General features: G+C 58.9%; 21 protein-coding genes. 14 read left to right on the top strand and 7 right to left on the bottom strand.

Annotation, left to right across the window (positions count from 1 at the left end):
* Positions 1-101: 101 nt before the first annotated feature.
* Together VE23_RS12140 and VE23_RS12145 are read right to left on the bottom strand one after the other, a co-directional pair.
* Positions 102-710 carry a DUF2087 domain-containing protein gene (locus VE23_RS12140; protein ID WP_048747226.1) on the bottom strand — a complete coding sequence of 203 codons (609 nt, stop codon included), beginning with the start codon at positions 708-710 and terminating at the stop codon, positions 102-104.
* Positions 711-876: 166 nt separating this feature from the next.
* Positions 877-2,484: a phospholipase D-like domain-containing protein gene (locus tag VE23_RS12145; RefSeq protein WP_049868076.1), complete on the bottom strand. Its 1,608-nt coding sequence runs from the start codon at positions 2,482-2,484 to the stop codon at positions 877-879.
* Between the two features lie 260 nt (positions 2,485-2,744).
* Between VE23_RS12145 and VE23_RS12150 the strand changes: the two genes are divergently transcribed.
* The gene (locus VE23_RS12150) at positions 2,745-3,269 is read left to right on the top strand and encodes an RNA polymerase sigma factor (RefSeq protein WP_048747229.1); all 525 of its coding nucleotides are present in this window, start codon (positions 2,745-2,747) and stop codon (positions 3,267-3,269) included.
* The gene (locus tag VE23_RS12155; RefSeq protein WP_049868077.1) at positions 3,266-4,414 is read left to right on the top strand and encodes a DUF4179 domain-containing protein; all 1,149 of its coding nucleotides are present in this window, start codon (positions 3,266-3,268) and stop codon (positions 4,412-4,414) included. Before VE23_RS12150 ends, VE23_RS12155 begins: the two co-directional genes overlap by 4 nt.
* A gap of 595 nt (positions 4,415-5,009) precedes the next feature.
* Here the strand turns inward: VE23_RS12155 and VE23_RS12160 are convergent.
* Together VE23_RS12160 and VE23_RS12165 are read right to left on the bottom strand one after the other, a co-directional pair.
* Positions 5,010-5,348: a hypothetical protein gene (locus VE23_RS12160; protein WP_048747231.1), complete on the bottom strand. Its 339-nt coding sequence runs from the start codon at positions 5,346-5,348 to the stop codon at positions 5,010-5,012.
* 96 nt (positions 5,349-5,444) lie between these two features.
* On the bottom strand, positions 5,445-6,773 hold the full coding sequence (locus VE23_RS12165) for a discoidin domain-containing protein (RefSeq protein ID WP_069202468.1): 1,329 nt from the start codon (positions 6,771-6,773) through the stop codon (positions 5,445-5,447).
* Positions 6,774-7,050: 277 nt separating this feature from the next.
* On the opposite strand from VE23_RS12165, the gene VE23_RS12170 reads away from it, so the two are divergent.
* From VE23_RS12170 to VE23_RS12200, 7 genes are all read left to right on the top strand, one after another.
* Positions 7,051-8,589 carry an ABC transporter substrate-binding protein gene (locus VE23_RS12170; RefSeq protein ID WP_049868078.1) on the top strand — a complete coding sequence of 513 codons (1,539 nt, stop codon included), beginning with the start codon at positions 7,051-7,053 and terminating at the stop codon, positions 8,587-8,589.
* A 1-nt stretch (position 8,590) separates the two neighbouring features.
* The gene (gene nikB / locus VE23_RS12175; protein WP_049868079.1) at positions 8,591-9,535 is read left to right on the top strand and encodes a nickel ABC transporter permease; all 945 of its coding nucleotides are present in this window, start codon (positions 8,591-8,593) and stop codon (positions 9,533-9,535) included.
* The gene (gene nikC / locus VE23_RS12180) at positions 9,532-10,347 is read left to right on the top strand and encodes a nickel transporter permease (protein WP_049868081.1); all 816 of its coding nucleotides are present in this window, start codon (positions 9,532-9,534) and stop codon (positions 10,345-10,347) included. The genes nikB and nikC overlap by 4 nt, the downstream gene beginning before the upstream one ends.
* A complete protein-coding gene (locus VE23_RS12185; RefSeq protein ID WP_049868082.1) occupies positions 10,347-11,177 on the top strand; it encodes an ATP-binding cassette domain-containing protein in 831 nt (276 codons plus the stop codon). Before nikC ends, VE23_RS12185 begins: the two co-directional genes overlap by 1 nt.
* Positions 11,161-11,946 (top strand): ABC transporter ATP-binding protein, encoded by a 786-nt coding sequence (locus VE23_RS12190; RefSeq protein ID WP_232316889.1) that lies wholly within the window; start codon positions 11,161-11,163, stop codon positions 11,944-11,946. Before VE23_RS12185 ends, VE23_RS12190 begins: the two co-directional genes overlap by 17 nt.
* Positions 11,943-13,280 (top strand): MATE family efflux transporter, encoded by a 1,338-nt coding sequence (locus VE23_RS12195; RefSeq protein WP_049868083.1) that lies wholly within the window; start codon positions 11,943-11,945, stop codon positions 13,278-13,280. Before VE23_RS12190 ends, VE23_RS12195 begins: the two co-directional genes overlap by 4 nt.
* 81 nt (positions 13,281-13,361) lie before the next feature.
* Entirely contained in the window at positions 13,362-13,850 is a 489-nt protein-coding gene (locus VE23_RS12200; protein ID WP_049868084.1) for a hypothetical protein, read from the top strand.
* Positions 13,851-14,422: 572 nt separating this feature from the next.
* Here VE23_RS12200 and VE23_RS12205 read toward each other — a convergent pair.
* From VE23_RS12205 to VE23_RS12215, 3 genes are all read right to left on the bottom strand, one after another.
* Complete coding sequence (locus tag VE23_RS12205; protein ID WP_048746707.1) at positions 14,423-15,919, bottom strand: ABC transporter substrate-binding protein; 1,497 nt, start codon at positions 15,917-15,919, stop codon at positions 14,423-14,425.
* A 989-nt stretch (positions 15,920-16,908) separates the two neighbouring features.
* On the bottom strand, positions 16,909-17,871 hold the full coding sequence (locus tag VE23_RS12210) for a carbohydrate ABC transporter permease (RefSeq protein WP_232313054.1): 963 nt from the start codon (positions 17,869-17,871) through the stop codon (positions 16,909-16,911).
* The gene (locus tag VE23_RS12215) at positions 17,871-18,812 is read right to left on the bottom strand and encodes an ABC transporter permease (RefSeq protein ID WP_048746705.1); all 942 of its coding nucleotides are present in this window, start codon (positions 18,810-18,812) and stop codon (positions 17,871-17,873) included. The genes VE23_RS12210 and VE23_RS12215 overlap by 1 nt, the downstream gene beginning before the upstream one ends.
* Before the next feature lie 216 nt (positions 18,813-19,028).
* Here VE23_RS12215 and VE23_RS12220 point away from each other — a divergent pair, with 216 nt between their 5' ends.
* The 5 genes from VE23_RS12220 (at position 19,029) to VE23_RS12240 (ending at position 24,770) form a co-directional block, all read left to right on the top strand.
* On the top strand, positions 19,029-20,954 hold the full coding sequence (locus VE23_RS12220; protein WP_049868085.1) for a sensor histidine kinase: 1,926 nt from the start codon (positions 19,029-19,031) through the stop codon (positions 20,952-20,954).
* Positions 20,929-22,566, top strand: coding sequence for a response regulator (locus VE23_RS12225; protein ID WP_049868086.1), 1,638 nt, complete (start codon positions 20,929-20,931; stop codon positions 22,564-22,566). Before VE23_RS12220 ends, VE23_RS12225 begins: the two co-directional genes overlap by 26 nt.
* 437 nt (positions 22,567-23,003) lie before the next feature.
* Positions 23,004-23,555 (top strand): GNAT family N-acetyltransferase, encoded by a 552-nt coding sequence (locus VE23_RS12230; protein WP_374725883.1) that lies wholly within the window; start codon positions 23,004-23,006, stop codon positions 23,553-23,555.
* A gap of 88 nt (positions 23,556-23,643) precedes the next feature.
* The gene (csaA, locus tag VE23_RS12235; RefSeq protein WP_049868087.1) at positions 23,644-23,976 is read left to right on the top strand and encodes a chaperone CsaA; all 333 of its coding nucleotides are present in this window, start codon (positions 23,644-23,646) and stop codon (positions 23,974-23,976) included.
* Positions 23,977-24,128: 152 nt separating this feature from the next.
* Positions 24,129-24,770, top strand: a complete 642-nt coding sequence (locus tag VE23_RS12240) for an HAD family hydrolase (protein WP_049868088.1) — start codon at positions 24,129-24,131, stop codon at positions 24,768-24,770.
* Positions 24,771-25,180: the final 410 nt, after the last annotated feature.

A 25,180-nucleotide genomic window follows, 5' to 3' on the forward strand; every position in this document is an offset into this window, starting at 1 on the left:
ATTCCGGGGTATGTACCCTTTTCCAGCCAAGGAAGGAGAACCGAAAAAGGCTTCGGACGTTTTGTCCGAAGCCTTGAAGGAAGGATGGAACGGGGAAAAGCTCAGGACAAGGCCTCCCACCTGGGCCACATCTCGACCGGATTCCGCTCGTAGATTTCCTTTTCCCTGAACAGGAATTGATGCATGATGAACTCCCGCCGGATCGTGGCGAAGTCGTCGTGAACCTCCTTGATGAAGGCATTGATCTCCTTCTCCTCGTAGCTGCGCCCCGCCTCCAGCCGGTCCGCCAGATGCTCCAGCACGATCAGCTTCTTCTTCAATTGGGCCGGGATGCTCTTCAGCCTGCCGTCCTTGTCAAAGAAGTTCTTCAGCACCCCGCTGCGGAATTTCTCCGCTCGTTCGTCCATCATCGGATTCTCCTCCCGGCTGTCCGCCGTCCGGCGGTAAATCAAGCTCGCGGCTCCCTGCGCTCCGCTGCGGATGAAGTAGTCGTTGAGCGTAAAATAAATCGTGTTCTTGTCGCGCCGCTCGTTGATCAGGCTTGCCTCGCGCAGCTTGGCCGCATGATGGGTGATCGTCGCCGGCGTCAGCGACAGCTTCTCGGCGAGCGCCTGCCCGTTCAGCTCGCCCTCGGCCAGCAGGATCAGCATCCGGATGCGCGTCGGATCGGCCAGAGCCTTGTGGTAAGCGACCACTTTCTCCAGCTGCATGAAGACCAGCTCCTTTCCTGTAATTTAATCATAATCTAATTAGATAGTAGTCGAATTTATTACCTTCGTCAAGAGCTGATGGTGAGCTCCCCACGAGGACAGGAACGATAAAAAAGCCTCCTTCAGGATGTGGCCCGAAGCGGAGGCTTCAATACGGATGAACTGTTCAAGCGAACTTGCTCGTGAGTTTGTTGAGGTAGGTGCTGGGATGGAGAGCCGGGTGCTTGAAAAACTCCCCGGCATCCTCGACCTTGCGGGATACGCCGAGATCGTAGCCGATCATCTCTCTGACCGTCTTTGCGAAGGCGCCGCCTCTCACCAGGACGCCAAGCTCGAAGTCATGGCAGGCGCTGCGCTCGTTCAAGTTGTAGGAGCCGTGAAACACCGCATCCGACCTGCGGTCGTAAGCGACTTTCCAATGGGAAAACCGTTCCGTTCCGCTGTAATCGTAAAAGGAAACGCCCTTCTCGAAAGGGAGGCGCATATGGCCTCGGACGGCAGCGAGATTGGTGGGATGATCGTTGACATGGAGCGGGTTGCAGATGGCTATATGCGCCGCCCTCTCCTCATCCAGACTCTGCAGCGCCTTCCAGAACTCGTCGTCGATGAGGTAAGGATTCACGATGACCGTCTCGTCCCCGGCATGCTTCAGCAGGTCAAGATGATACCGTTGGATCAGGTTCGCGGGATTGCCGGCAAAGCTGGCGACCAGCGTGCATTCCTCGTCTCCATATCGTCTGTTCGCCGAGGAGGGGCAATAGAATTCATCCCCGGGATCGAACGAATCCCCTGTCGCTACGCCCCATTGAGCGGCGAAAATCCGGTTCGCGGAATATGCCGCCTCTCCCCGGATCCGGAAGCAGCCGTCATGCCATTCCTTCGGGCTGCCCGGAATTCCCATCCGACGGCCGCCGGCAATGACATTCCCCTCTGCGATGATCGGCGTGTCGCCCAAGTACTGGTCGCCTACGTTGAGGCTGCCGAGTATAAGCGTATGACCGTCCAGCACGATGAATTTCCGGTGGTTGATGATGTTGAGCCCCGTCTCTGCCTGGGCTTGGGCGAAATCATGGACATACAGGCTGCTGTCCGGCACGCCCCTCTCCGCCAGCTCCCTGCGCTTCGCCGGCCACGCCTCCTTGGGACAGCAGCTCTCAAATGTGTTGACGACTTGCGCGCCAGCCGCCTCCAGCCTTTCCTTGAGGAGCGGGAAGCGGCCATATTCCAGGTTATGGTCGTAGCCCAACGCGCTCAGCGTCGCATCGACCATGAGACGCACCTGAACGCCGCGTTTCAAAGCCGCCTCCAGAGCGGCAGCTACCCGATTGCCGGACTTGTCGTTGAAGAAGAGCATGACGGAGAAATGGATGTAGCGCTTCGCTCCCGCGATTTCCTCCAGAATCATCTCCAGGCTGTCCGGCCCGTTCACGAACGCCTCGGCGCGGTTTCCCTGTGTCGTATGGGGAGCAAGCAGGCTGAGATTCTCAAGCCGCATCCCGCTCACCTCATAAGCGATTCTCTCCAGCCCATCCTCCGTGGCGCCGGGCAGCAGGATCAGCTGGCTGCATTCGGTCAGAAAGCCTCCCAGAATCGCCTGCCGCCAGCGCACGGCCCCGGTCCTGTCGAGCAGTTCCCGTGCGAGGCGCGCCGCATCCTCAGCGTCCTCCACGGCGCCGTTGTCGAAGCTGCCGGACAGCAGGCAGTTGAAGAAATCCACCATCCCGCGCCGCAGTCTTTCGTCCCATGCCTTTTCCGCGATTCGTTTCTGTTCCATCGTTTATTCGCCTCCGATAGTGGCCGAGCCTGGATGCCGATAAAGAATATTAAACGGAAATCGGGGACCTGTCCCAGCTCGGAGAGGCTTGGAAATTATTTCTTGCCTGCAAGCACTTTTCAGAAGGATAGCGGGAGGCGCTTCTCCCGTGCATGATCATGGATTAAAGTGGAAATTCAATGAGTCGGCAATAAATAATGAACCCGCCTCATTGTTAGGACCATATAGATGTGAATGGCCATTCAGAAGGGAGCAGCTACTTGGATATTGAAGCACTGGGTAATCTTGTACAGCTGCATGGCAAAGCGATATACGGATTTTGCTACAAGCTTGCGGGAAATAAGGCAGACACGGATGATCTCTATCAGGAAACGTTCCTGAAGGCGATTGAAGTGCGCCACAAATTGGACGCAAGCCAAAATCCAAAGGGATTTCTGATTTCTATTGCGGTTGGATTGCGTAAAAACAACCGGCGGAAATGGGCTCGAAGGCAGAGAATTGCGCCTATAGCGGAGCTCAATGAGGCTGTGGACAAGCACTCTTGGCCCTACAGCAATGAGACGCCTGAAGATGCTGTCCTGTCGCAGGAGCTTCGCGGGATGATACAAGCGGCGGCGGACAGGCTGGACGATCGGTTGAGAATTCCGCTCTATATGCATTATACAGCGGAAATGTCCATTGATGAGGTCGCATCGGCGCTCAGAATTCCGTCCGGTACGGTAAAAAGCAGGCTGTCTAGAGCCCGGGAGGCTGTAAAAAAAATGTTGGAGGTTGAGTCCCTTTGAATGAGTCCGAGAAGTGGGACCGGTTGTTCAAGGAAGCTTTGGCTTCGACAGCGGAGCCCGATGAGGAATTGAATGAAAGAATGTTGAACCGGATAAAGGAGAGAAGCAGAAGAATGCCTGTATTCAGAAAAAGGATTTCCATAGCCGTGCTGGTTGCCGTATGCACGCTGGTCATGTCGATAACGGCTGTTGCCGCTACTCAATTTTTCAACCCCAAGCAGGTTGCGGAACACTTGGGAAAAGATATTTTGGCCAAAGCGTTTGAGAGCAAAGATGCCATCGAAATCAATCAAACGGTCGCTTCCGGCGACTACAGCTACACCTTGCACGGGATCGTCTCGGGAGCGGGGCTCGAAGAGATGAACAGCTCTGCACAAACCGTCAATCCGGCCAGAACCTATGCGGTTTTGTCCATCACCAGACAGGATGGCAAGCCTATGCCGGCTACAAGCGACGCGGAATACGGCAAAGTGCCATTCTTCGTATCCCCTTTGATTAAAGGCCAGAAGCCATGGCAGGTTAATATCATGACGATGCATGGCGGTTACAGCGAGACTGTTATAGACGGGATTATGTACAGATTGATTGAATGCGACGGATTGGAGATGTTCGCCGACAGAGGTGTCTATTTGGCTGTCAGCAGCGGCGAAAGCTTCTATAACAGCGAAGCGTTCGCGTATAACGAAAGCACAGGCGAAGTGAAGCCTAATGCGGATTATAAAGGGACTTCCATTTTGTTTGACCTGCCTCTGGACAAAGCCAAGGCCGATCACGCCAAGGCCGAGGCCTATCTGAAGAAAATGCGGAACGAACCATCCCCAAAAACCGGAGCGAATCCGGAGACCGCATCCAATGACGCTGAAGCGGATATGGTCAAAAAAATGGATGAGTTGAAGAATAAAATACCCGATGGCGAGATCATACCCGAATCCGTCAAAGAAGTGACTTATGACGACTTAGGCAGAGCGATCTATGAATATGACGGCTGGAAGTCTGCATTATCTGTGGACATGCTGTTTACTGAAGGCCAAACGGGCTATTCGGACGCCGTACAATTCAGCGAGGCGAACGGCAATTACATGGCGCTTCAATTTGCCAGAGACGAAAAAGGCGTTATTACAGGTAGAGTAATCAACCTTAAATAGGGATGCGTCCGGCACGAGCGAAGCCGCTCTGCCGGTTTTTTTTGTAAACAGCGCGCCCAGAGCCAATATTCTAGCGCATCTTCATCATCTAGCATGCGCCCATTATCATTCCACTGACCGTACCTTTTGCCTTCCGCAGCTTGGGAACCGTTTTTCTTTTTATCCTCTATACGCTGAAACAGCCGTCAACCAGACCCGTCCAGAATGCTGGCCTGCAAACCCTCGATGGTCACCGCCGCAAGGCGACCCTTCAAGGCAGCCTGGGCCGCCGCCCGCAGCTCGGCCTACAGCGCGTCCTCGATGCCACAGCCGATCTCGCAGGCCGGATTCGTGGTCGTGGAAGCTGAAGAGGCCCTCGTCGGCGGCTGCCTCTACTATGGAAAACCGGCTGCTGATCGGCTTCATCGTTCATCCCCCCCTCTATGGTAGCGATGGTAGTTCCGGGAGGCTGAAATGCTAAGCCGCCGCCGCGTTAACTCCGATTTCCAGGCATGCATCCTAATCAACGGATGCCGCCATCCGGCTTCTAAAGACGCTGCTTTAAACAAAAGAAACTCCCTTCGGCCGAAGGGAGTTTCTTGCCGAGCCGCTCCGCCTAGAAGCTGCTCGGCGGCGGCGGTACGGGAGGATGCGAGGGCGGATTCGGAACGAATGTCCTGGACGCGCTGACGAACAGCGTTATGGCGGTCGCCAGATGCATGAACATGCCGACAAACGGAATCCAGGCGATCAGCGAAGTGATGATGCCGAGAATGGAGCTGCTGCTCGATTCGCCATTGCTCTTGGACAAGGCGAAGGTAATGATATGCAGAATAAGCATGACGAATAAAGGCACATAACCGAAGCCGATCACGATGAAGGCTCCGACAAGCGGAATGCCGAGGACCAGTTCCATGGCCCCCGTCAGCCATTTCATGGTGCGGGATGCAGGCATGAAGGTATTCCCCCTATAGTCTGATAGAACCACTATATCAGGAGAATTTACAAAATACTACCATCATCCGCCGCTCTCATCCCCGTTCAGGTACAATCAGGCGTACAATCCGAGCTCCGCCAGCTGCAGCTCCGCGCCGCCGTTGTTGGCGGTCACGTTCAGCCGGTAATACTTGAAGGCGGACGTATTGGAGATTGCATAGGTTTTCGTCTGGAAGCGGGAGGCGAACGTCTCCCCGCTGCGCGTATCGAGCGTCGTCCAGCTGCTGCCGTCGTTCGAGCCTTGGAGACTCCAGCTCTTCGGATCCCGGGCCGGAAAATCGTTGGCCGAGGTGAGGCTGTACTGGCGGGCGGCATAGGCATTGCCTCCGCCGAATTGATACTGGAGCCAGCCGCTGCCGGCGAAGATCAGCCACTTGGTGCCGCTCGCCCCGTCGAACGCCTTGGACACGTCCTCGCCGGACGGGCTGCCGCCTTGGCTGGCCGAAGCGGTGCCGCCGGCCGTCAGCGAGCCGTTGCCAGCGGAGCCGCCTACGGCGCTGTTGATCGCGCCCGCATAATCCGCCGCGGAGCCGTACTGCGAGTATTTGAGAATATCGTCGTAGAGCCACATGAATCCGCCCGCAATGCCGGCGCTGCTCTTCCAGCCCGCCATTCGGCTCTGCACCTGCGCCGGCGTATTGCCATAGGAAGGCGTCTTGCTGTCGAGGCCGGGCATGACGGTCAATCCGAGCGCGCTGCTCCAGGCAGCGGGGCTGTTGCCGGCTCCCCCGTCGTATACCTGCAGATAGATGCGGTCGACCTTGGCGCCGATTCCGGTTTTGACGTTCTTCCAGTAGGTCTGGTTGTTGTAGGGACAGAGCGTGATGCCGACGCCCAATCCGGTCAGCATCTTGCCGAAGGAAACGGTCGTGCCCGAATCGTACAGATCCTCGTCGTCGAAGCTGACCGCATCCGCGCCCGTCGCTTGCATCAGCGCGGCGAAGTTGCGGTACAGAATGCTGCCGCTTCCTGTTCCCTGGGAGGCGATGAGGCTCTGGATGTTGTGGAAGTCGTTCACAGCCGCGGAGCCGACGCTCAGCTCGATCCGCTTCACTCCCGTCGTCCCCCGCTTGAGCGAGGCCAGCTCGGACGGCCAGGAAGCCTTGCCTACGTACGATCCGCCGGATGCCACCAGCTGATCGTTGTAGACGAGGTCGCCGTTCGCGTTGACGTGGATCGTCCACAGCATGACGGTCGTGAAGCCGGATGCCTTGAGGTCGTTCATCGTCGCGGTTCCGCCGCTGTAGAACGGTCCTCCGCCATAGATGACAGACTCGCCGCCCGCGGCGGCGGCAGCCCTCGCCGGCACGCTTGCCGCTGCAGCCGTCAGGCTCAGCAGCAGCGCCGCCATCACCAGCCAGTTCAACATGCGCTTGTTCATCATCAATCTTCCTCCTTTGAATGGATTTGCCGCTGATCTTCATCAATTCGTGATACCGCTTACAGATGCTTGAAGCGCGGCGGAAGAGCTCTGCCCTTCCTCTTCTACCGTAACCGCCGATCTTCCGCGCGGCCAGTTGCCAAATTAAATCTCCGATGTATAAAGGATAGTTGATATCGCTAAAAAAAGGTTTACAGCGGGTGCCGCTCTCCCTATAATGAGAACCATCGCGATTCTTAATAGTAAAAAATACGATTATCTGCAAGGGGATGCCTGTTTTATGCTCAAAAAGATTTTTCTCTTTCCGTCTCTTATCCTTTTCCTCCTGCTGCTTGCCGCCTGCTCCGATGCCAAGGAAGCCGGGACAGGCGGCTCCGAACGGGTACAAGCCCTCGGCAAGAGCCTCCGCCTTCTCTTTAATATCCAGAGCCATGCTATCGACCCTCATACCGATACGACTTACATCGCCGTGAGAGCCGGCATCGCCGAAACGCTGGTCGTCATCAGCGACGAGCTCGGCCTGCAGCCCGGCCTGGCGGATGACTGGAGCAGCAAGGACGGCCGGCACTGGACATTCCATATCCGGGAGGGAGCGGCCTTCCACGATGGACAGCCGCTCGACGCGGAAGCGGTCAAGCTTTCCCTTCTGCGGGCCCAGGAGCTGAATCCGGCTGTCCGGAACACGCTTAGCCTTCGCGAAATCCATGCCGACGGCCAGCTGCTGAAGCTGGTGACGGAAACCCCCAACCTGGAGCTTCCCTCCAGCTTTGTGCACCCCAACACCGCCATCGTCGCTCCCTCCTCCACGGATTCGAACCCGGTCGGAACCGGTCCCTTCAAGCTTGCCGACTTCCGTTCCGGCAGCAGCCTCAAGGTCGACCGGAACACCGGCTATTGGGGCGGTCCGGTCAAGCTTGAGCATGCCGAGATTCTCTTCAATTCGGACGCCAACGCGAGGCTGATGGCGATCAAGGCCGGGAGCGCCGATATCGTCTTCCGTCCGCCGCTGGAGAGCTTCGCCCAGCTTCAAAGCGACCCTTCCCTCACGGTGGAATCCCGGTCCGGCTTGAGAACCCACCTCCTGATGTACAACATGCGCAACCGACATCTGGCGCAGGAGCAGGTGCGCAGAGCGTTCGATCATCTCATCGACCGCGAGACGATCACCAAGGACATCATGGCCGGCCAGGCTACGCCGGCTGCCGGCGCCTTCCCGGCCGAAGCGCCATTCTCTCCCGCTTACAGGCCCAAGGCGTTTAGCCTCGATCTGGCTCGCGAGGCATTCCGGGAAGCAGGTTTTACCGTCGGGGGGGGCAAGGTGTCCGATCAAGGCAAACCTCTCTCCTTCCGCCTTCTCACCTACTCCTCCCGAGCCGAGCTGCCGCTGATCGCCCAGCTTGTCCAAGCCCATGCAGGCGAGCTCGGCATCAAGCTGGAAATACGCCAGGCGGAGAACATGGATGAATATCTCTCCGCCAACGACGACTGGGACCTGGCTACCTACAGCCTCGTCACGGCGCCGCGAGGCGAAGCCTCCTACTTCCTGAACAGCGGGTATTTGCCGGAAGGCGCTCTGAATTACAGCCATATCGATCATCCCGGCCTGCAGGCAGCGATCGGCACCCTCAATGAGACCGTAGACGCCGCGGAGCGGCTCGAGCGCAGCCGCCAGGCGATGGCTATCGCGGACAGCGAGACGTTGAACTCGTTCATCGTCCATCCCAATATCGTTGTCGTCTACAGCGGCAAGGTCCTAGGCTGGAAAACGACGATGAGCGAGTATTATCTGCTCACCAAAGACCTGGACGTCGCGAGCTGACATGGCTGCGTCCATCGCCAGAAAAGTTTTGCGCCTGCTTGTATTCCTGCTCGGCCTCACCTTCCTGAGCTTTTGCCTGCTGAAGCTTGTGCCGGGAGATCCCGTCCGGGGCATCCTGCGGGTGGACGAGATGGCGGCGACCCAGGACCAGATGGGAGGAATCCGTAAGGAGCTCGGACTCGATCTGCCGCTGTACCGCCAGTACGGCATTTGGCTGTCCCAGCTTCTTAAGCTGGACTTAGGCTCCTCCTACTTGAGCGGACGGCCGGTCGCGGCCGAATTCGCCGAGAAGCTCCCGAACACGCTGGCGCTTGCAGCCGGTTCGCTGCTCGTCATGCTGCTCGTCTCCCTGCCGCTTGGAGCGCTCGCCGCCAGGCATCGGAACCGATGGCCGGATCGGATGAGCCGCTACATGTCGGCAGCCGTTTCTTCCATGCCCAGCTTCTGGCTCGGACTGCTGCTGATCGATCTGTTCGCGGTTCGCCTTCAGCTGCTTCCCCCGATGGGCAGCGAGGGAATCGCCTCTCTCATCCTGCCTTCCACAACGCTGGGCCTGTCCATGGCAGCCCTCTACGTCGGCCTGATCCGCTCCAGCCTGATCGAAAGCGGGAGCCAGGAGTTCATCCTGTCGGCGCGGGCTCGCGGCATTCATCCTTTCCGCATCTTTGTCCGGCATCAGCTGCGGCACAGCCTCGTCCCTCTGCTGACGCTGCTCGGCGAAAGCCTGGCCAGCCTGCTCGGAGGAACGGTCGTCATTGAAACCTTGTTCAATTACCCGGGCATCGGCAAATGGATCGTCGATGCGGTGTCTGCCCGCGACTATCCCGTCATCATGGGCTATGTGCTGTTCGCCGCCTTGTTCATCCTTCTCGTCAACCGTTCGACGGAGGCGGCTTGCCGGCTTGCCAATCCCGAACTGGCACGAAAGGAGCTTCGCCATTCATGAACACAACCATGCGAAACGCCGGCATGCTGATTGCTGCCGCAGCGGCTGTCGCCCTATTCTCGATTCCTTCTCCCACTCCCTGGAATCCGTATGAGATCTCCATGGGAGAACGCCTGCTGCCGCCGGGAACGGAGCACTGGCTCGGCACGGACCATCTGGGACGCGACCTGCTGGCGAGAATCATCGCCGGGGCCCGTCCCACCATCGGGATCGGCCTGGCCGTCCTGCTCGTCTCCATCGCCATAGGCGTGCCCCTCGGACTGCTGTCCGGGATGAAGGGCGGCCGTACGGACAGCATCTTCAAGCCGATCATCGACGGCTTCATGACGTTTCCCGATTACCTGTCCGCCATCATTCTGAGCGCGCTTCTGGGACCCGGGCTCATGTCCATGCTCATAGCCGTCATCGCTGTGAAATGGGTACGCTATGCCCGTCTCGCACGCAGCGTGGCGCTGGCAGAAAAAGAAAAGGACTACGCCGCCATGGCTCTGCTCAGCGGCCTCTCGCCGGTCCGTTTGGTTCTCAAGCATATCCTTCCGCATGCAATGGGCCATGTCGCTGCGCTCGCGGCCGCGGATCTCGGCAAAATCATCCTGCTGATGGCCTCCTTGTCCTACCTCGGCCTCGGCTCCCAGCCGCCGGCGCCGGAATGGGGCTCCATGCTGAGCGAAGGGCGCGCCTATTTCCATGCGGCGCCCCATCTGATGCTCGCACCCGGCCTGGCCGTCATGGCCGCCGTGCTGCTCGCCGGCTTCGCGGGCAACCGGCTGCGCGACCGGTACGACGTCAAGCTCAAAGGAGGAGCGGAATAATGCTCGCGATATCGAAGCTTTCCATCCGCAGCGGAAGCCAGGAGCTGGTCCGCTCGCTGAGCCTCGAGCTGCAGGACGGGGAATGGCTCGGGCTCGCCGGGGAAAGCGGCAGCGGCAAGTCGCTGACCGCAGCCGCCATCGGAGGCTTGCTGCCCCGGCCGCTGTCATGCAGCGGATCGATTCTCTGGAACGGGCTTGAGCTGCTCGGCCTGGACGCCAAGTCTCGGCGCCGGCTGCTCGGCAGCGAAATCAGCTACGTGTTCCAGGATTACCGGAATACATTCACCCCGTTCCTGACGATCGGGTCCCAGCTGACGGAGCTGCTCGAAGCCCATTTATCCCTTGCTGCCCGCGACCGCAGGCAGCGATGCCTGGAGGAGCTGGAGCAGGCGGGCCTCCCTGCAGAGCGGGTGTTCGGCAGCTATCCTTACCAGCTGAGCGGCGGCCAGCTCCAGCGCGCCGCCATCGCCGCCGCCCTGCTGCTGCGTCCTAAGCTGCTGATTGCAGATGAGCCTACAACAGCGCTGGACAGCCTCTCCTCGCGCAAAGTGCTGGGACTGCTCGACGCCGCCAAATCCCGCTTCGGCATCTCGATTATTTGGATCACCCATGACTTGAGGCATGCCCGAAGGCATGCGGACCGGATCGCGGTCATGAGGACGGGAAGCATCGTGGAGACCGGGTCCGCCCGCCAGGTGCTGGAGCATCCCGCCCATCCTTATTCCCGGCGGCTGATCGCTTCCATTCCCCCGCTGCGGCGCGAGATGCCGGAGCGGCTGGCCGCCTCCGCCGGCCTGGAAGGAGAAGATCCTCTTGACCATCCACGATAATGCCCCCCTGTTGACCGTCCGGAACGTCCGCAAAAATTACGGCGGCAAAGCGGTGCTGCATGACGTCAGCTTCGAGCTGAAGAAAGGCGAATGCCTCGGCATCGTCGGCGAAAGCGGCAGCGGCAAAAGCACGCTGGCACGCTGCCTGCTCACCTTGAGCGGTTGGGATGAAGGCGAAATTGCGTTTCGGGGCGAGCCGCTTGCCAAAGCCTCCAGAGCCAAGCTCAGGCAAGTCCGGCCGCAGATGGGAGCCGTCTTCCAGAATCCCGCCGCTTCTCTCAATCCGCGCCTGCGCATCATCGACTCCCTCCTGGAGCCGCTTGACCAGCGGAGAGGGTTCCGCCCTGCAATCCTGGACGGCGTACCGCCGGGAAGGGAGGCAGCCGCCGCAGCGCTTCTTGAGCTGGTGCGCCTGCCTGCCTCGACCATGGGCAGCTATCCCCATGAGCTGAGCGGCGGGCAGAAGCAGCGGATCGCCATCGCCAGAGCGATCAGCTCGGCTCCGGCCTTCCTCGTGCTGGACGAGCCGACGGCCAGCCTCGACATGACCACCCAGGCGGCCGTTCTGGATCTGCTCAAGGACTTGCGGAAGGAGCTGTCGCTGTCCTGCCTGTTCATCTCCCATGATCTGGCGGCCGTCCACTTCATGAGCGACGAGACGATGGTCATGCGAAACGGGCATATCGTCGACCGGTTCCGCAACAAGGAGCTGTTCGACGACGTCCGCCACGACTACACGAAGCTGCTGCTGGAGGTCTTTCAGGAATGAACGACCCTTCTTCCCTTCCCGGACACCGCGCTTACTTGCGGCTCGTCCTCCCGCTCACGGCCGCAACGCTGTCAACGCCTCTTCTGGGCATGGTCGACACCGCGGTCGTCGGGAACCTCGGGGATCCCGCCGTGCTTGGGGGCACAGCTCTGGTGGTCGTTTTGTTCAACACCCTCTACTGGCTGTTCGGCTTCCTGAGGGTCAGCACCTCGGGGTTTGCGGCGCAAGCCCGGGGAAGCAGCGACATGGAGCAGGCTTCCGCCCAGCTCATCCGCCCGCTGGCGGTCTCCCTGCTGCTCGGCCTCGCTTTCATCCTGCTGCAAAAGCCGATCTTCTCCGGCTTTATCGCACTGTACAAGCCCGATCCCGACGTCGCCCGCTTCGCCTGGCAATACTACGGCATCCGCGTCTGGGGCGCTCCCGTGACGCTCGCCAATTACGCGATTCTGGGCTGGCTGCTCGGAATGGCTCATATCCGCCAAACGCTGATCCTCCAAATCGGCGCCAACATGCTCAATCTCGTGCTGGCCCTGCTGTTCGTGCAGACGCTGTCCTGGGGAGCGGCCGGCGCGGCCTGGGCCCTCCTGATCGCGGAGAGCGGCTCCCTGCTGCTCGGCCTGGCCTTTGTGCTGCGTTCTCCCCATTTCCGGCTTAGCCTGCCGGGCGCGGCGGCGGCCCTTGGAGCAGGCGGATGGGCGGGGATGTTCCGGGCCAACGCCGATCTGTTCATCCGAACCTTGTGCCTGCTCGGAATGATCAACGGCTTCACGGCGGCGAGCGCATCTCTAGGCACGACATTTCTGGCCGCGAACGCCATCCTGCTTCAGATCCATTATTTCATGGCCTATCTCTATGACGGAATCGGGAACGCCGGGAGCCTGTATGCCGGCCAAGCCAAAGGGTCCGGCAACGCCGCGCTGCTGCGCCGCACGATTCGGCTCACCTGGTTCTGGACAGCTGCGGCGGCGCTGCTGATGACGCTGCTCTACCAGGCTTTCAAGGATGCGCTCATTCCTCTCTTCGCCAGCAGCCCCGAGGTAATCCGCAGCGCGCTCGCCTATAGCGGCTGGCTGACGCTGTTTCCCGCCGCAGCGGGAGCGGGAATTACCTTCTACGGCGTCTTTACCGGCTTGACGGAGACGGGTCCGATCCGAAACTCCATGCTGCTCTCCTTGGCCGCATTTGCAGCCGGCGCCCTTCTCTTCTTGCCTGCCTGGGGAAATGACGGCTTATGGGCGGCCTTCACCGTCTTCGCCGCCGCGCGATCGGTCTTTCTGCTCCTGTATCTGCCCGGACTGCAAAAGCGTCCTGCAGCAGAAGCCTCTCGTTTTTGAGAAAGCTTGGCCGATCGTCTTCCCCCCCCCCCCCAATCGTCAATGCTGACAGGGAATATAAGGGAGAAAGAAGAGAACGCCATGAAGAAATTCACTCTGGGCTTCCTGAGGCTCAACCTGGCCAGCGCGCTTTATGCGCTGCCGTTCACGATCTATTTCGAGCTTGGCGCCAACTACTATCGGATCGAACGGCTCACCGGCTGGAGCCGGTCGCAGATGAGTCTTATCACAGAAGGCTTTCCTGCGGCCCTCTGGCTTGCCGTGACCGTGCTCGCTTATGTCTGGACGAGGAGGAAATTCGGGAAAAAGCGCAGCCGCTATATATCCGCGCTTTTGTGGCTTCCCTATTCGGCGTTGTTTTTCTATGTGTTCGCCTCTTTCTTCCCGATTGCGGATCCGGGAGACAAGCCCAACCCCGCCATCGGGCTGATGCTTCTGGGGGCGATGTTCGCATACCCCGTCTATGTGCTGATCGTTAACGCTCTGGTTCTCGTGGACTGGCGGGTTCAGAGCGGGGAGACGGAGGAGTTCAAGGACGGCAGGACTGAGAGTGGAGGACGGCAGGACTGAGAGTCAATGACAGTAGGAATGAGAGTCAAGAATGGCAGGACTGAGAGTCAATGACAGTAGGAATGAGAGTCAAAAATGGCAGGAATGAGAGTCAATGACAGTAGGAATGAGAGTCAAGGACGGTAAGACTGAGGACCAAGAACAGGAATTGAGGAGTTAAGGATTTGAGGGATTCATACAAAAAAAAGACAGCCTCTAGCATCTTCGGGAGCTGTCTTTTTCCGGTTTCCCGGAGGCTCGCAAAAAATAAAAAGTTGGCTTCCCGACTTGGGCAGGCTGCTGTGCCCCCAACCTTGCTAAGCTTGCTGCTGCTCAGCCTTTTCTCTTAAATCTCGGGTTCCTGCTGCTCAGCCTGCTCCTCGGACCCGGCCTCGACGGCCGCTCGAATTCTCTAGTAACTCCCCTATAACCTCTGCCGCGAATATTGGGAAGACAAAAAACAGGCGTCCCCGAGCCAGCTTGGCTTCAGGACGCCTGTTTATTTATTACGCAAGGTTATTTGGACGCTTTCCTGGCATTTACGAGATGGCTGCCTTTGAGCTTCGTGGCGCCTCTTCGAATATAAAGGGGACTTACTTGGACGCTTTCCAGGCGTCGATCTGCTTCTGGACCTCGGCCATCACTTTATCGAGGCCGTTGTCTTTCAGCTTCTGGTTGATCTGGGCGATATTCTTCTCCGGATCAAGCGTCCCCGAGAACAGGCCGTTGTAGACGGCTTCCTTCGTGTTCTTCAAGTTCGCAAGCTCGGTCGTGATGCTGCTCGTATCGAGCTGGAAGCCGAGCAGCGGAGCGTTCGTCGCGGACTCGTTGAATTCCTTGAACTTTTCCCATTTGTCGGCCGGATCGGTCGGATTCAGGTACGTCAGCATCATGTTGCCGACGGAGAACGCCGGGAAGCCGTAGCCGCTGTCCGGAATCGTCTCCTTCACCTTTTCGCCCGTTTTCTTGTAGTGCTTGCCTTCGATGCCGAAGTCGACGAGGTTGATCAGATTCGCATCCGTATACAGCAGGTTCAGGAACTCCATCGCTTTCTCGGGATGCTTGGACTTGGCATTGATGGCCTGCAGGGAACCTGCTACCGACCAGTTGAACGTAATCGGGTCCTGCATCGGCTTCGAAACGACTTCGTAGCCGGCGTCGGCGGACCACAGGTTGTCGGCGTATGGCTGGGCGTCGGCGACGTCCACGAGCCATTTGCCCGTCTTGAAGTAATCGCCTGCATCCTTCTGCGTCGCTACGTCGCGCGGCAGGTAGCCGGCTTCATAGTATTTGTGCATCGTTTTGAGATAGCTCATCGCTTCCGGCGTATCCCAGACGTTGATCAGCTTGTAATCCGTCGTTTTCAGCGGCACGCCGATGAACGGCAGATCGTTGACGGGAAGGTCGAAAGGCAGGAACTCCGCGATTTTGGCCGGAATCGGAGCGATGCCCGGTTCTTTTTCCTTGAACGTTTTGAGCAGCGGCTCCAGGTCGTCGATCGTGCGCACGCTGCTGATGTCCAGTCCCAGCTTGTCGACATACGTCTTGTTGAAGCGGAATACGCGCTGCTGCGGCAGCTCCTTGTTCGTCGGCACGCCGTAGTTGTGGCCGTTCACCTTGGTGCCTTCGAGGAAGGCCGGGTTCAGCGCCTGCTTGATGCCTGCGCCCTGCTTGTCGAGCAGGCCGTCCAGCTCGTAGAAGGCGCCTTTTTTGGCGTTGGCGAAATAATCGTTGGCCCATGAGCTGGTGAAAGCGATGTCATAATTTTCGCCGGAGTTGATCGTAATCTGCATCTTTTGGGAATAATCGCCCCAGTCCAGCATCTTCATCTCGACGGTGGCGTTGATCTTGTCTTTGATATACTTGTTGATTTCATCGTTGACGGCGGCCAGATCCTTCGGCGGCGTGCCGATTGTGTACCAGACCAGATTGACCGGCTTCTCGTCCGCCTTCGGCGTTCCGGCGTTGGCCGCCGCTCCGGTATTGCCCGCTGCGGCATTGCCGCCGCTATTATTGCTATTGCCGCCGGAGCAGCCGGCTACAGCTCCCGCCAGCAGGAGCAGGGCCATGATTCCCATCCGTTTCTTCATGTTCTCATCCCCCGTAAGTATAAGATTATCTATTCAGGGACACCCGGTACAGAGGGCGGCCGCAAATATTCGTTGAATCGGCTGCTTTCCGAGATCTCGGGCGCTTCTCCACCCTTGGCGCCGAATCTATCGGACATACGTTCCGCTATTTCGAAGTTTTGGAGCGATTTTCGGAATTATCGGACATACGTTCCGCTATTTCCTTCTTCCAGCACCTAAATCGCCCTTTTCCGGGCAAATAACGGATCTCATGTCCGATAAAAGTCCATTTCCGTGCGAATCGGCCAAATAGCGGATCGTATGTCCGATAGCGGCCGGGAACAGGCTCGGCGAAGGCCCCTTGTGTTCCGGTCGGCAGAGTGCAAGTGTCGGAGGAGTGCCATAAGCTTCGGCTTCCTATTGCCGGAGCGTGGCTGCGCGACGACGGCTGCGGCACGAATCCGTAAAGCCGGAGCGGGCTGCGCGGCGACGGCTGCGGCATGAATCCATAAAGCCGGAGCGTGGCTGCGCGGCAACGGCTGCGACACGAATCCATAAAGCCGGAGCGTGGCTGCGTGGCGACGGCTGCGGCATGAATCCATAAAGCCGGAGCGCGGCTGCGCGGAACGGCTGCGGCACGAATCCATAAAGCCGGAGCGGGCTGCGCGGCGACGGCCGATGCCTATTGGGCTGAAGCGGATGCCCGGAGCAGGCGAGATGGCCGTGGAGAAGCGTCAGCGTTCGCCTTTGAAGGCCGGATTTCCACCTTGAACTTCATCTAATCGAGGAAATCCGGACTTCAACAGCGATCGGAACGGCCATCCGCCTGCGGAGCGGCATCACTCCGACCAGCCCTGGCGCGGAGCGGCAGCACGTTGTCATCAGCCCCGGCGCGGAGCGGCATCACTCGGTCTTCAGCACCGGCGCCGAGCGGCACTCGGTCTTCAGCACCGGCGCGAGCGGCATCCAACGCTCTTCAGCCTTTGATCCGAGCAGCCTGAAGCAGCCGCTCAGTCCTTCACAGCCCCGATCGTCAGCCCCTGGATGAAATACCGCTGGAAGAACGGATACGCCAGCACGATCGGGCCGGTGGCCAGCACGACCATCGCCATCCGCGACGTCTCCTGCGGCAGCGAGCGGATCATCTCCTTGCTCTGGCCGCTGCTCAGCAGCGACGAGTTCTGGATGATGAACTGCATGCTGTTCTGAATCCGCATCAGCAGCGCCTGCAGCGGAACGAGCTGGTTGGAGTCGATGTAGAGCAGCGCGTTGAACCAGTCGTTCCAGTAGCCCAGCGTGCTGAACAGGGCGATCGTGGCGAGTCCGGGCAGCGAGATCGGCAGCACGAGGCTGAACAGCGCGCGGAACTCCCCCGCTCCGTCGATTTTGCCGGACTCGATGATCGGATCGGGCACCATCGTCTGGAAAAACGTGCGCAGCACGAGAATGTTGAAGGCGTTCATCGCCATCGGCAGGATGAGCGCCCACAGCGTATCCTTGAGGTGCAGGAACTGCGTCACGACGATGTACGTCGGCACGAGGCCGCCGCTGAACAGCATCGTGAAGAAGGCCAGAAACGAGAAGAAACCGCGGTACTTGAAGCTTTTTCGGGATAATGCGTACGCATACAGAGTCGTCATCACGACCGTAAGCAGCGTTCCCAGCACCGTGATGGTAATCGTGACGAGATAGGATTGCAGCAGCTGGTCGCCCGTTTGGAAAATATAGCGGTAAGCGCTAAGGCTCAAGGCATCCGGAATGATCCGGTAGCCGACCTCGAGCAGCGACTGCTCCCTCGTCAGGGAAATGATGACGACGAAAAGGAACGGGAACACGCAGGCCAGAGCGAAACCCCCGGATACGAGATGGAAAATGGTGTTCCAGAACGGCGAGAGGCGGTGGAAGTCGCGGCTGCGGCGGCTCGTTCCGGCCGGCACAGCGGCGGCGCCTGCGGTTTTCGGGATCATGCTCATCAGAACAACGCCTGCTCTTCATTGATTTTTTTAACGATCTTGTTCGTGGTCAGCACGAGGATCAGGCCGACGACGGACTGATACAGGCCGGCTGCGGTGCTCATGCCGAAGTCTCCCAGCACCTTGAGCGAGCGGTAGACATACGTATCGATGACGTTGGTGACCGGGAAGAGCGCTCCGGAATCTCGCGGAATCTGGAAGAACAAGCCGAAGTCCGCCCTGAAAATGCCGCCGACCGCCAGGATCGTGAGGATGATCATCATCGGCCGGATGAGCGGCAGCGTAATGCGCAAGGTCTGCTGCCATTTGCTCGCTCCATCGATCATCGCCGCCTCGTAATAGGTTTTGTCGATGCCTGCGATGGCCGCCAGATAGATGACGCTGGAGTAGCCGACTCCCTTCCACAGGTTCATGAACACGAGGATGTACGGCCAATACTTGGGATCGGAATACCAGTCGATCGGCTGGACGCCGAGCGTGCCGAGCAGCTGGTTGACGACGCCCTTGTCCACGCTCAGGAAGCTGAACGTGAAGTAGCTGACGATGACCCAAGAAAGGAAATAAGGCATGAACATCGCCGTCTGGTACAGCTTGGCGAGCCGCTTCTGCGTCAGCTGGAAGAGCAGCAGCGCCATCGCGACCGAGCAGACGAGACCGAGGACGATGAACACGAGATTGTAGAGAACCGTGTTTCTCGTAATGATATAAGCGTCATGGGCTTTGAACAGGAATTCGAAGTTTTTGAATCCGACCCATTCCGAGCGGAAGATCGCTCCGAAAAATCCGCCGCCAAGATCGACGCGGAACTCCTTGAAAGCGAAGATCGCCCCCGGCATCGGCAGATAGCAGAACAGGATGAACCAGGCGGCTCCCGGCAGCACCATCAGGAGGAACGCGCCGTTCCGCCGTAGATCCCGGAATGCGGTTGCAAGCCTATTCATGTGTTGTCCCCCTTCCGAAGTTTGCCTCGGTATTACCGGCCCTTCAACTGTAGCACGGCGGATTTGCGCCCAAGTAGAGACGATACTTTAGCTTTGATGTACAGATTAAAGGTAATCCCGCCAAGCCGCTTCCCGGCGCCTCCGATTCCATTGCCCGCCTATCCCCTTCATGCTATGGTAAGGCTGGCTGCATACTGACGCTGGAGGGAACCGGACTTGGCCAAACTGACCGAAATCTACCATATCTATTTCCGTTCCAAGCTGTTCAACGGCATCATCCTCGTTTTTTCCCTCGTCACGATCGTCACCTTCTGCTCGCTGGGAGCGCTTGTGTACAGCTATTCGCGGGACTCCGTGCTGGGCAAGGAGCGCGGGCTGCAGGCCGAGACGGCGGGCAGCGTCAGCCGCTACCTGGACCAGCGGCTCGACCAGGCGCAGGACATCATGCTGACTCTCTATCAGAACCAGCCGGTGCTGAGCGATCTGCTCTACTGCCTCCGCTACGACTTTCCTTCTTATATCCAGAACCGGCTGAACCAATATATCGCCTCCGGCGGCTCGGAGGACCGGAACATCGAGACCTATGTCCGGGCCCAGATGAAGAAGAAGGACGACATCCGCCAGATCGCCTTGTACAGCCGCAGCCAGCGCTTCTTCTTCGTGTTCAACAGCAGCAACACGCAGGGAATCAGCTGGATCAGCCGCGACGGAGACGACGTTCAGCGTGCGATCGACGCCATGCGCGGCAGCCGGACGGCAAGCTCCCGAACGGCCGGGCTGAACTCGATCCTCGGTCTTGGCAGCGGCGATTATACCTTCACTTTCGATATCAACGATCCGGATACGCTGCAAAATGAAGGCGCCCTGCTCGTCACTTACAGCGCCGAGGGCATTCGAAACCTGCTGCGCAGCGATCCCGGCACCGCGATGGGCTCCCAGCTCGTCCTCTATCCGAACGGGCAGGTGCTGTTCGACTCCTCCGGCAAGTGGCATGGCAGCTATCCGCACATGCAGCCGCTGCTCGCTTCCCAAGGGTACGCCAAGCTCGACCGGGCTTCCTATACGTCCGCCCTTTGGACGCCGCGAAGCAATCTGTTCGTCGGCGCGATCGTGCCGGCCGCCGAGATGGAGCGGCAGTACAAGGGGCTCAAGCTCAAGCTGTTCACGCTGACCGCTCTGGGCATCCTCATCATGATCGGTCTCGCTTACGGCGCCGTCTACCGGCACGCGCGCAGAACAAGGATTCTCATCCGGGCGATGAAGCAGGCCAAGCAGGGCAATCTCTCGATTCGGGTGCCGGTGGGGAGCCAGGACGAGCTCGGCGAGATTTCCTCGACCTTCAACGGCATGCTGGAGGAGCTGCGCGCCTATATCGATCAGGTCTATGTGTCGGATGCCAGGCAAAAGCAGGCCGAGCTGATGGCGCTGCAGGCGCAGATCAACCCGCATTTTCTCTACAACACGCTGGAGGCGATCCGGATGCGCGCCATGATCCAGGGAGCCGACGACGTCGGCGAAATGACGTTCGTGCTCGCCTCCCTCTTCCGTTATTCCGTGCGGCCCGAGACGATTGTCAGGCTGGAGGACGAGATGGCTTACTGCCGCCAATACCTGGAGCTGCATCGCATTCGTCATCGTGACAAGCTCCACTATTCCATCAAGATCGAGGATAGCCTCCGCGAAGCTCCGCTGCTGAAGCTCTGCCTGCAGCCGCTGGCGGAGAACGCCGTCGTGCACGGGTTCAACCCGAAGTCGCCGGATAACCGGATCGACATCTCCGCCCGGAAGGAAGAGGCGAACGGCGAGTTCTGCCTGATCATCGAGGTGGAGGATAACGGCAAAGGCATGGAGATCGACCGTCTGCTCGCCATCCAGAAGCAGCTCGCGGGACGCTCGCATGGCGGAGCCGTGGACTCGTCTCCCGCCGACGGGGCGTCCATAGCGCCGCCGCCAGCAGTCAGCGGTCCGGCTGCCGGGTCTTCCATCGGTCTGCGCAACGTGAACGAGCGCATCCGGCTTCAATTCGGCGACGGCTACGGCCTCAGCCTGGCCAGCCAAAAGGGCAAAGGCACGCGGATCACGCTCCGCCTGCCCCTCTATGCAAAGGAGGAAGATCATGTACAACGTCTGGATCGTAGATGACGAGCCGTTCATCCTGGAAGGCCTCGCCCGCCTCGTCGACTGGACTTCCCTGCAGCTGAGGCTGGCCGGCGAATCCGAGGACGGCCTTCTGGCGCTGCAGGACATGGAAGCTTCCGAGGCGGCAGTCGATATTCTGATCACGGATATCTCCATGCCGGAGATGAACGGGATTGAGCTCATCCGCGCCTGCCGCAGCCGGAATCCGGCTCTGAAATGCATCATTTTGAGCGGGTACAGCGAATTCGACTACGTAAGGGAAGGCATGCGCCTGGGCATCGAAAACTATCTGCTCAAGCCGATCGACATGGAGGAGCTGGCCGAAACGCTGCGCGCCACGGTGGAGAAGCTGAACCGCGCCCGAATCGAAGCGCTCACCGGCGAGCAGGTGGAGCTTGTCCGCGACAACATCATGTACCGCTGGATGAACGGCCGCATCAGCGCCGAGCAATGGGAGGCGCGGGCGGAATTCCTGGGACTCAAGCTGGACAGCCCGTGCGTTCTTGCTGCCGTTGCAGCATGGGACGCTGCAGGAGAGGCCTGTGACGCTGCGGCTGGAGATGCCTCGGCAGCATCCTCCTCAAGCAGACCTGCCGGCGGCTCGATGCCCGAAGCCTGTTCCCCGGAGAATATCCGCTCCGCCGCCTCGGCCTGGCTGGGGCAGACCGGCAGGCCTCATCTGCTGTTCCTCGACGACAACGACCGCCTTGTCATCCTGCTCGGACTTCCGGACGCAGAGGCCGGAACGCTGAGGCAGGCCCATTCTCTGCTGCTGGCGCTTAGGCGGGAGTTGGGGTCGCCGATCCGCCGTCCTCTGCGCATCGGAGCGGGTACGGCGGAGATAGGCTTCGGCCAAGCCCCGCTTTCTTACCGCAAGGCGCAGACCTCTCTGGAGTACGCTCTCCTTCATCCGGAGAAGATGCTTCTCGCTTATGAGGAGGTTGCAGCCGTTTCCGAGGATCCGTCTTGCGGTCCGGCACGCCCCTCCATTCAGATCGAAACGTACGGCAGGCTGCTGCTTGCGCTGGACGAGGAGGCTTTGCTGGAGAAAATCAGCCGAGACCTGGATGAATTGGCCGGCAGCTCCCATGTTCGGCCCGAGGATGTCCGGCTGGGTGCAGCGGAGATGGTGCTGGAATTGAAGCGGCAGGCAGGGGATGCGCTTCAGCAGGGGGATCTTCCTCCCTTTCAGGGAGCCGCCGCCGATCTGTACCGCTGCAATTCCCTCGCTGAGCTGAAGGAGCAGGTGCGGCGCACCGCCCGGACCGCCTTGCAGGCGCTTGGCGCCAGGCAGGAGCAAAGCCCGGTCGTGCGCCAGATTCTGGCTGAAATCCAGACTTCTTACATGCACGACTATTCGCTCAAAACGCTCGGCGCCGCCTACCATGTCAATCCGGTCTATCTCGGCCAGCTCATCCACAAAGAGACCGGCCACAGCTTCTCCGACTGCCTGCACCGGGTGCGGATCGACAAGGCGATGGAGCTGCTTCGCGGCACGGGGATGAAAACCCATGACATCGCCAAAGCGGTCGGTTACTGGGATACGGCGCATTTCTACAAGCATTTCAAAAAGCTCGTCGGCGTTCCTCCGTCCCAATTTCGCAGGCTGGTGTAGAACTTCCGCCGCTTGGGGCCGAAAATCATATGGACTGGATGCTGCATGCGGGCGGAGCTCGAAGCAAAAGAGTGCCGAATGCAAGAAAGCACGGGGCTCACTCGAAGTCTGGATGAAATCTAAGCGGGATGCTTAAGCGGAATGCAGTCAATGCAGGGCGCAGTCAATGCGGAGTGCAGTCAAATCCGGAGTGCAGTCAATGCGGAGTGCAATTAATGTTTGGTGCGATCAATGCGGGGTGCACTCAATGCGGAATGCAATTAATGTTTGGTGCGATCCTATGCGGGGTGCAGTCAATGCGCGATGCAATTTAAAGGGTTGCAACTCTAGCCGAGTGTGTCCCGTCTAGGAAGGAACGGCCGCTTGCAGCGGCCGCGGCAGGCAGGTCCAACCGGATGCCGGTTCCAATTACAGTATATAAAACGGGGGATGGCGGTTTGGTCATGCATTCAGAGGTCATTTTGCGAAAAATCGAAGACAGGGATCTATTTCGCATCTGGGAGCTTGCTTACAAGGACGAGGATCCGGAATGGAAAAAATGGGATGCCCCTTATTATGAGCATAATCCGGTTCCTTACGAAGAATTCCTGAGCGACAAGGACGCTTTCGCGCAGAACCGGTGGGTCATCGAAACGGCCGGATCGGTCATCGGCACAGCCGGCTTTTACTGGGAGCATGAGCCTTCCTTGTGGTCGGAAATGGGCATTGTCATCTATGAACCGCAATACTGGAGCGGAGGCTACGGCACCGAGGCCATCCGCCTGCTCATGAGGGAAATGTTCTCTTCGATGCCGCTAGTGCGTGTCGGTTATACGACCTGGTCCGGCAACAAGCGGATGATCCGTGTCGGCGAAAAGCTCGGCATGACGATGGAGGCACGGTTGCGCAAATGCCGGTACTGGAACGGCGAGTATTACGACTCCATTCGGATGGGCATCCTGCGGGAAGAGTGGGAAGCCATGGAAGCCGCGGCGGCAGCGCGGACTTGAAAGGCCGCCAGGAGCCGTCGATTCCCACAGCCGACGCTTCCCGGCGGAAAGTTGTTGGCATTCAATCGATTGTAAGGAGGCCGAAGGAATGGAAGCTGGTTTGGAGGACTTTTTAAAATTGGACATCCGCATCGGCACGATCCGGACGGCCGAACCTTTTCCCGAGGCGCGCAAGCCGGCGATCAAGCTGACCATTGATTTCGGGGAGCTCGGCCTCAAGCAGTCCTCGGCGCAGATCACAAAGCGTTATGCTCCAGAGGAGCTGATCGGGCGGCAAGTCGCCGCTGTCGTGAACTTCCCGCCGCGGCGCATCGCCGGCTTCCGGTCCGAGGTGCTCGTGCTGGGCGGCTGTCCGGAGGAAGGCGACGTCGTGCTGCTTCGTCCCGACAGCGATGTGCCTTGCGGCACTCCGGTCGCTTAGCGGGCGCCAAGGCCCGTTATATGGAAGCTATGAAGCCTATCAGAGAGACCTCACCAAGCAATGCCAAAATGAGAATCAGAGAAGCCGCCTAACGGCGGAAGACAGGCCTGATTTCCAGCATCAAATATATCCCTATCCGGAGGCGAAGCCGCATGATAAAAGCATTTTTGTTCGACATGGACGGGGTCATCATCGACAGCGAGCCGCTTCACTTCGACGTGGACATCAGAGTGATGGCCTATCTTGGAGCGGAGATTACGCAGACCGAGCTCGAGCCTTATGTGGGCATGACCAATCCCGCCATGTGGAAGGCAATTAAGGAACAGTACGGCTTCCCCCATTCGACCGAGGAGATCATCGACTACCAGCTCAAGGACAAGCTTCAGGAGCTGGACAAGCTGGATATAGAGCCCATCGAAGGCATCCGGGAGCTGCTGGATGAGCTCAGATCCTGTGGAGTCGCAATCGGCCTGGCCTCTTCCTCCCCGCGCGTCTTCATCGAAGCGGTGCTGGGAAAATTCGGCCTGGCCGATTATTTCGGCTGCATCGTCAGCGGCGAGGAAGTCCCACAGGGCAAGCCGGCTCCCGACGTCTACCTGGAAGCGGCGTCCGTGCTAGGCATCCAGCCTGCCGACTGCGTCGTGCTGGAAGACTCGCGCAACGGCGTGAGGGCCGCCAAGGCTGCCGGCATGCGGGCGATCGGCTTCATCAACCCCAACTCCGGCAATCAGGATCTGTCGGAGGCCGACATGACGGTCGACCGGATCGGCGATATCAAGCTCGCGGAGCTTTAAAGGAAGATGTTCCGGACATTGGTTCCGCTATTTTGGCCAAAAGGGCAGAAATACAGATTTATCGGACATTGGTTCCGCTATTTCAGTCAGAATGACCTGAAAAAAGATTTATCGGACATTGGTTCCGCTTTTTCCCGATTTAACCCTGATTGCAGGTCGAACGCGCGAATAATGGATCATATGTCCGATAATTCGAAAAAAACTGTTCTAGCGGCCATTTAACGATTCGGATGGACCTACGTCAAGAAAGTAGACAATCGGTAACGGACACCTTTAGGAAATCTGCTTAAAAGTAGTGTCCACTTTTTATTCCAGCTGCAAAGTTACCTTAAACTCAAGGAATAAGACGGAAAATTCGTCTTATTCGTTCCTATTTACCCTAAACTCAAGAAATAGGACGGAAAAATTCG

The sequence above is a fragment of the Paenibacillus sp. D9 genome (assembly GCF_001188365.1).
In the GTDB taxonomy this organism is placed as follows: domain Bacteria; phylum Bacillota; class Bacilli; order Paenibacillales; family Paenibacillaceae; genus Paenibacillus_O; species Paenibacillus_O humicus.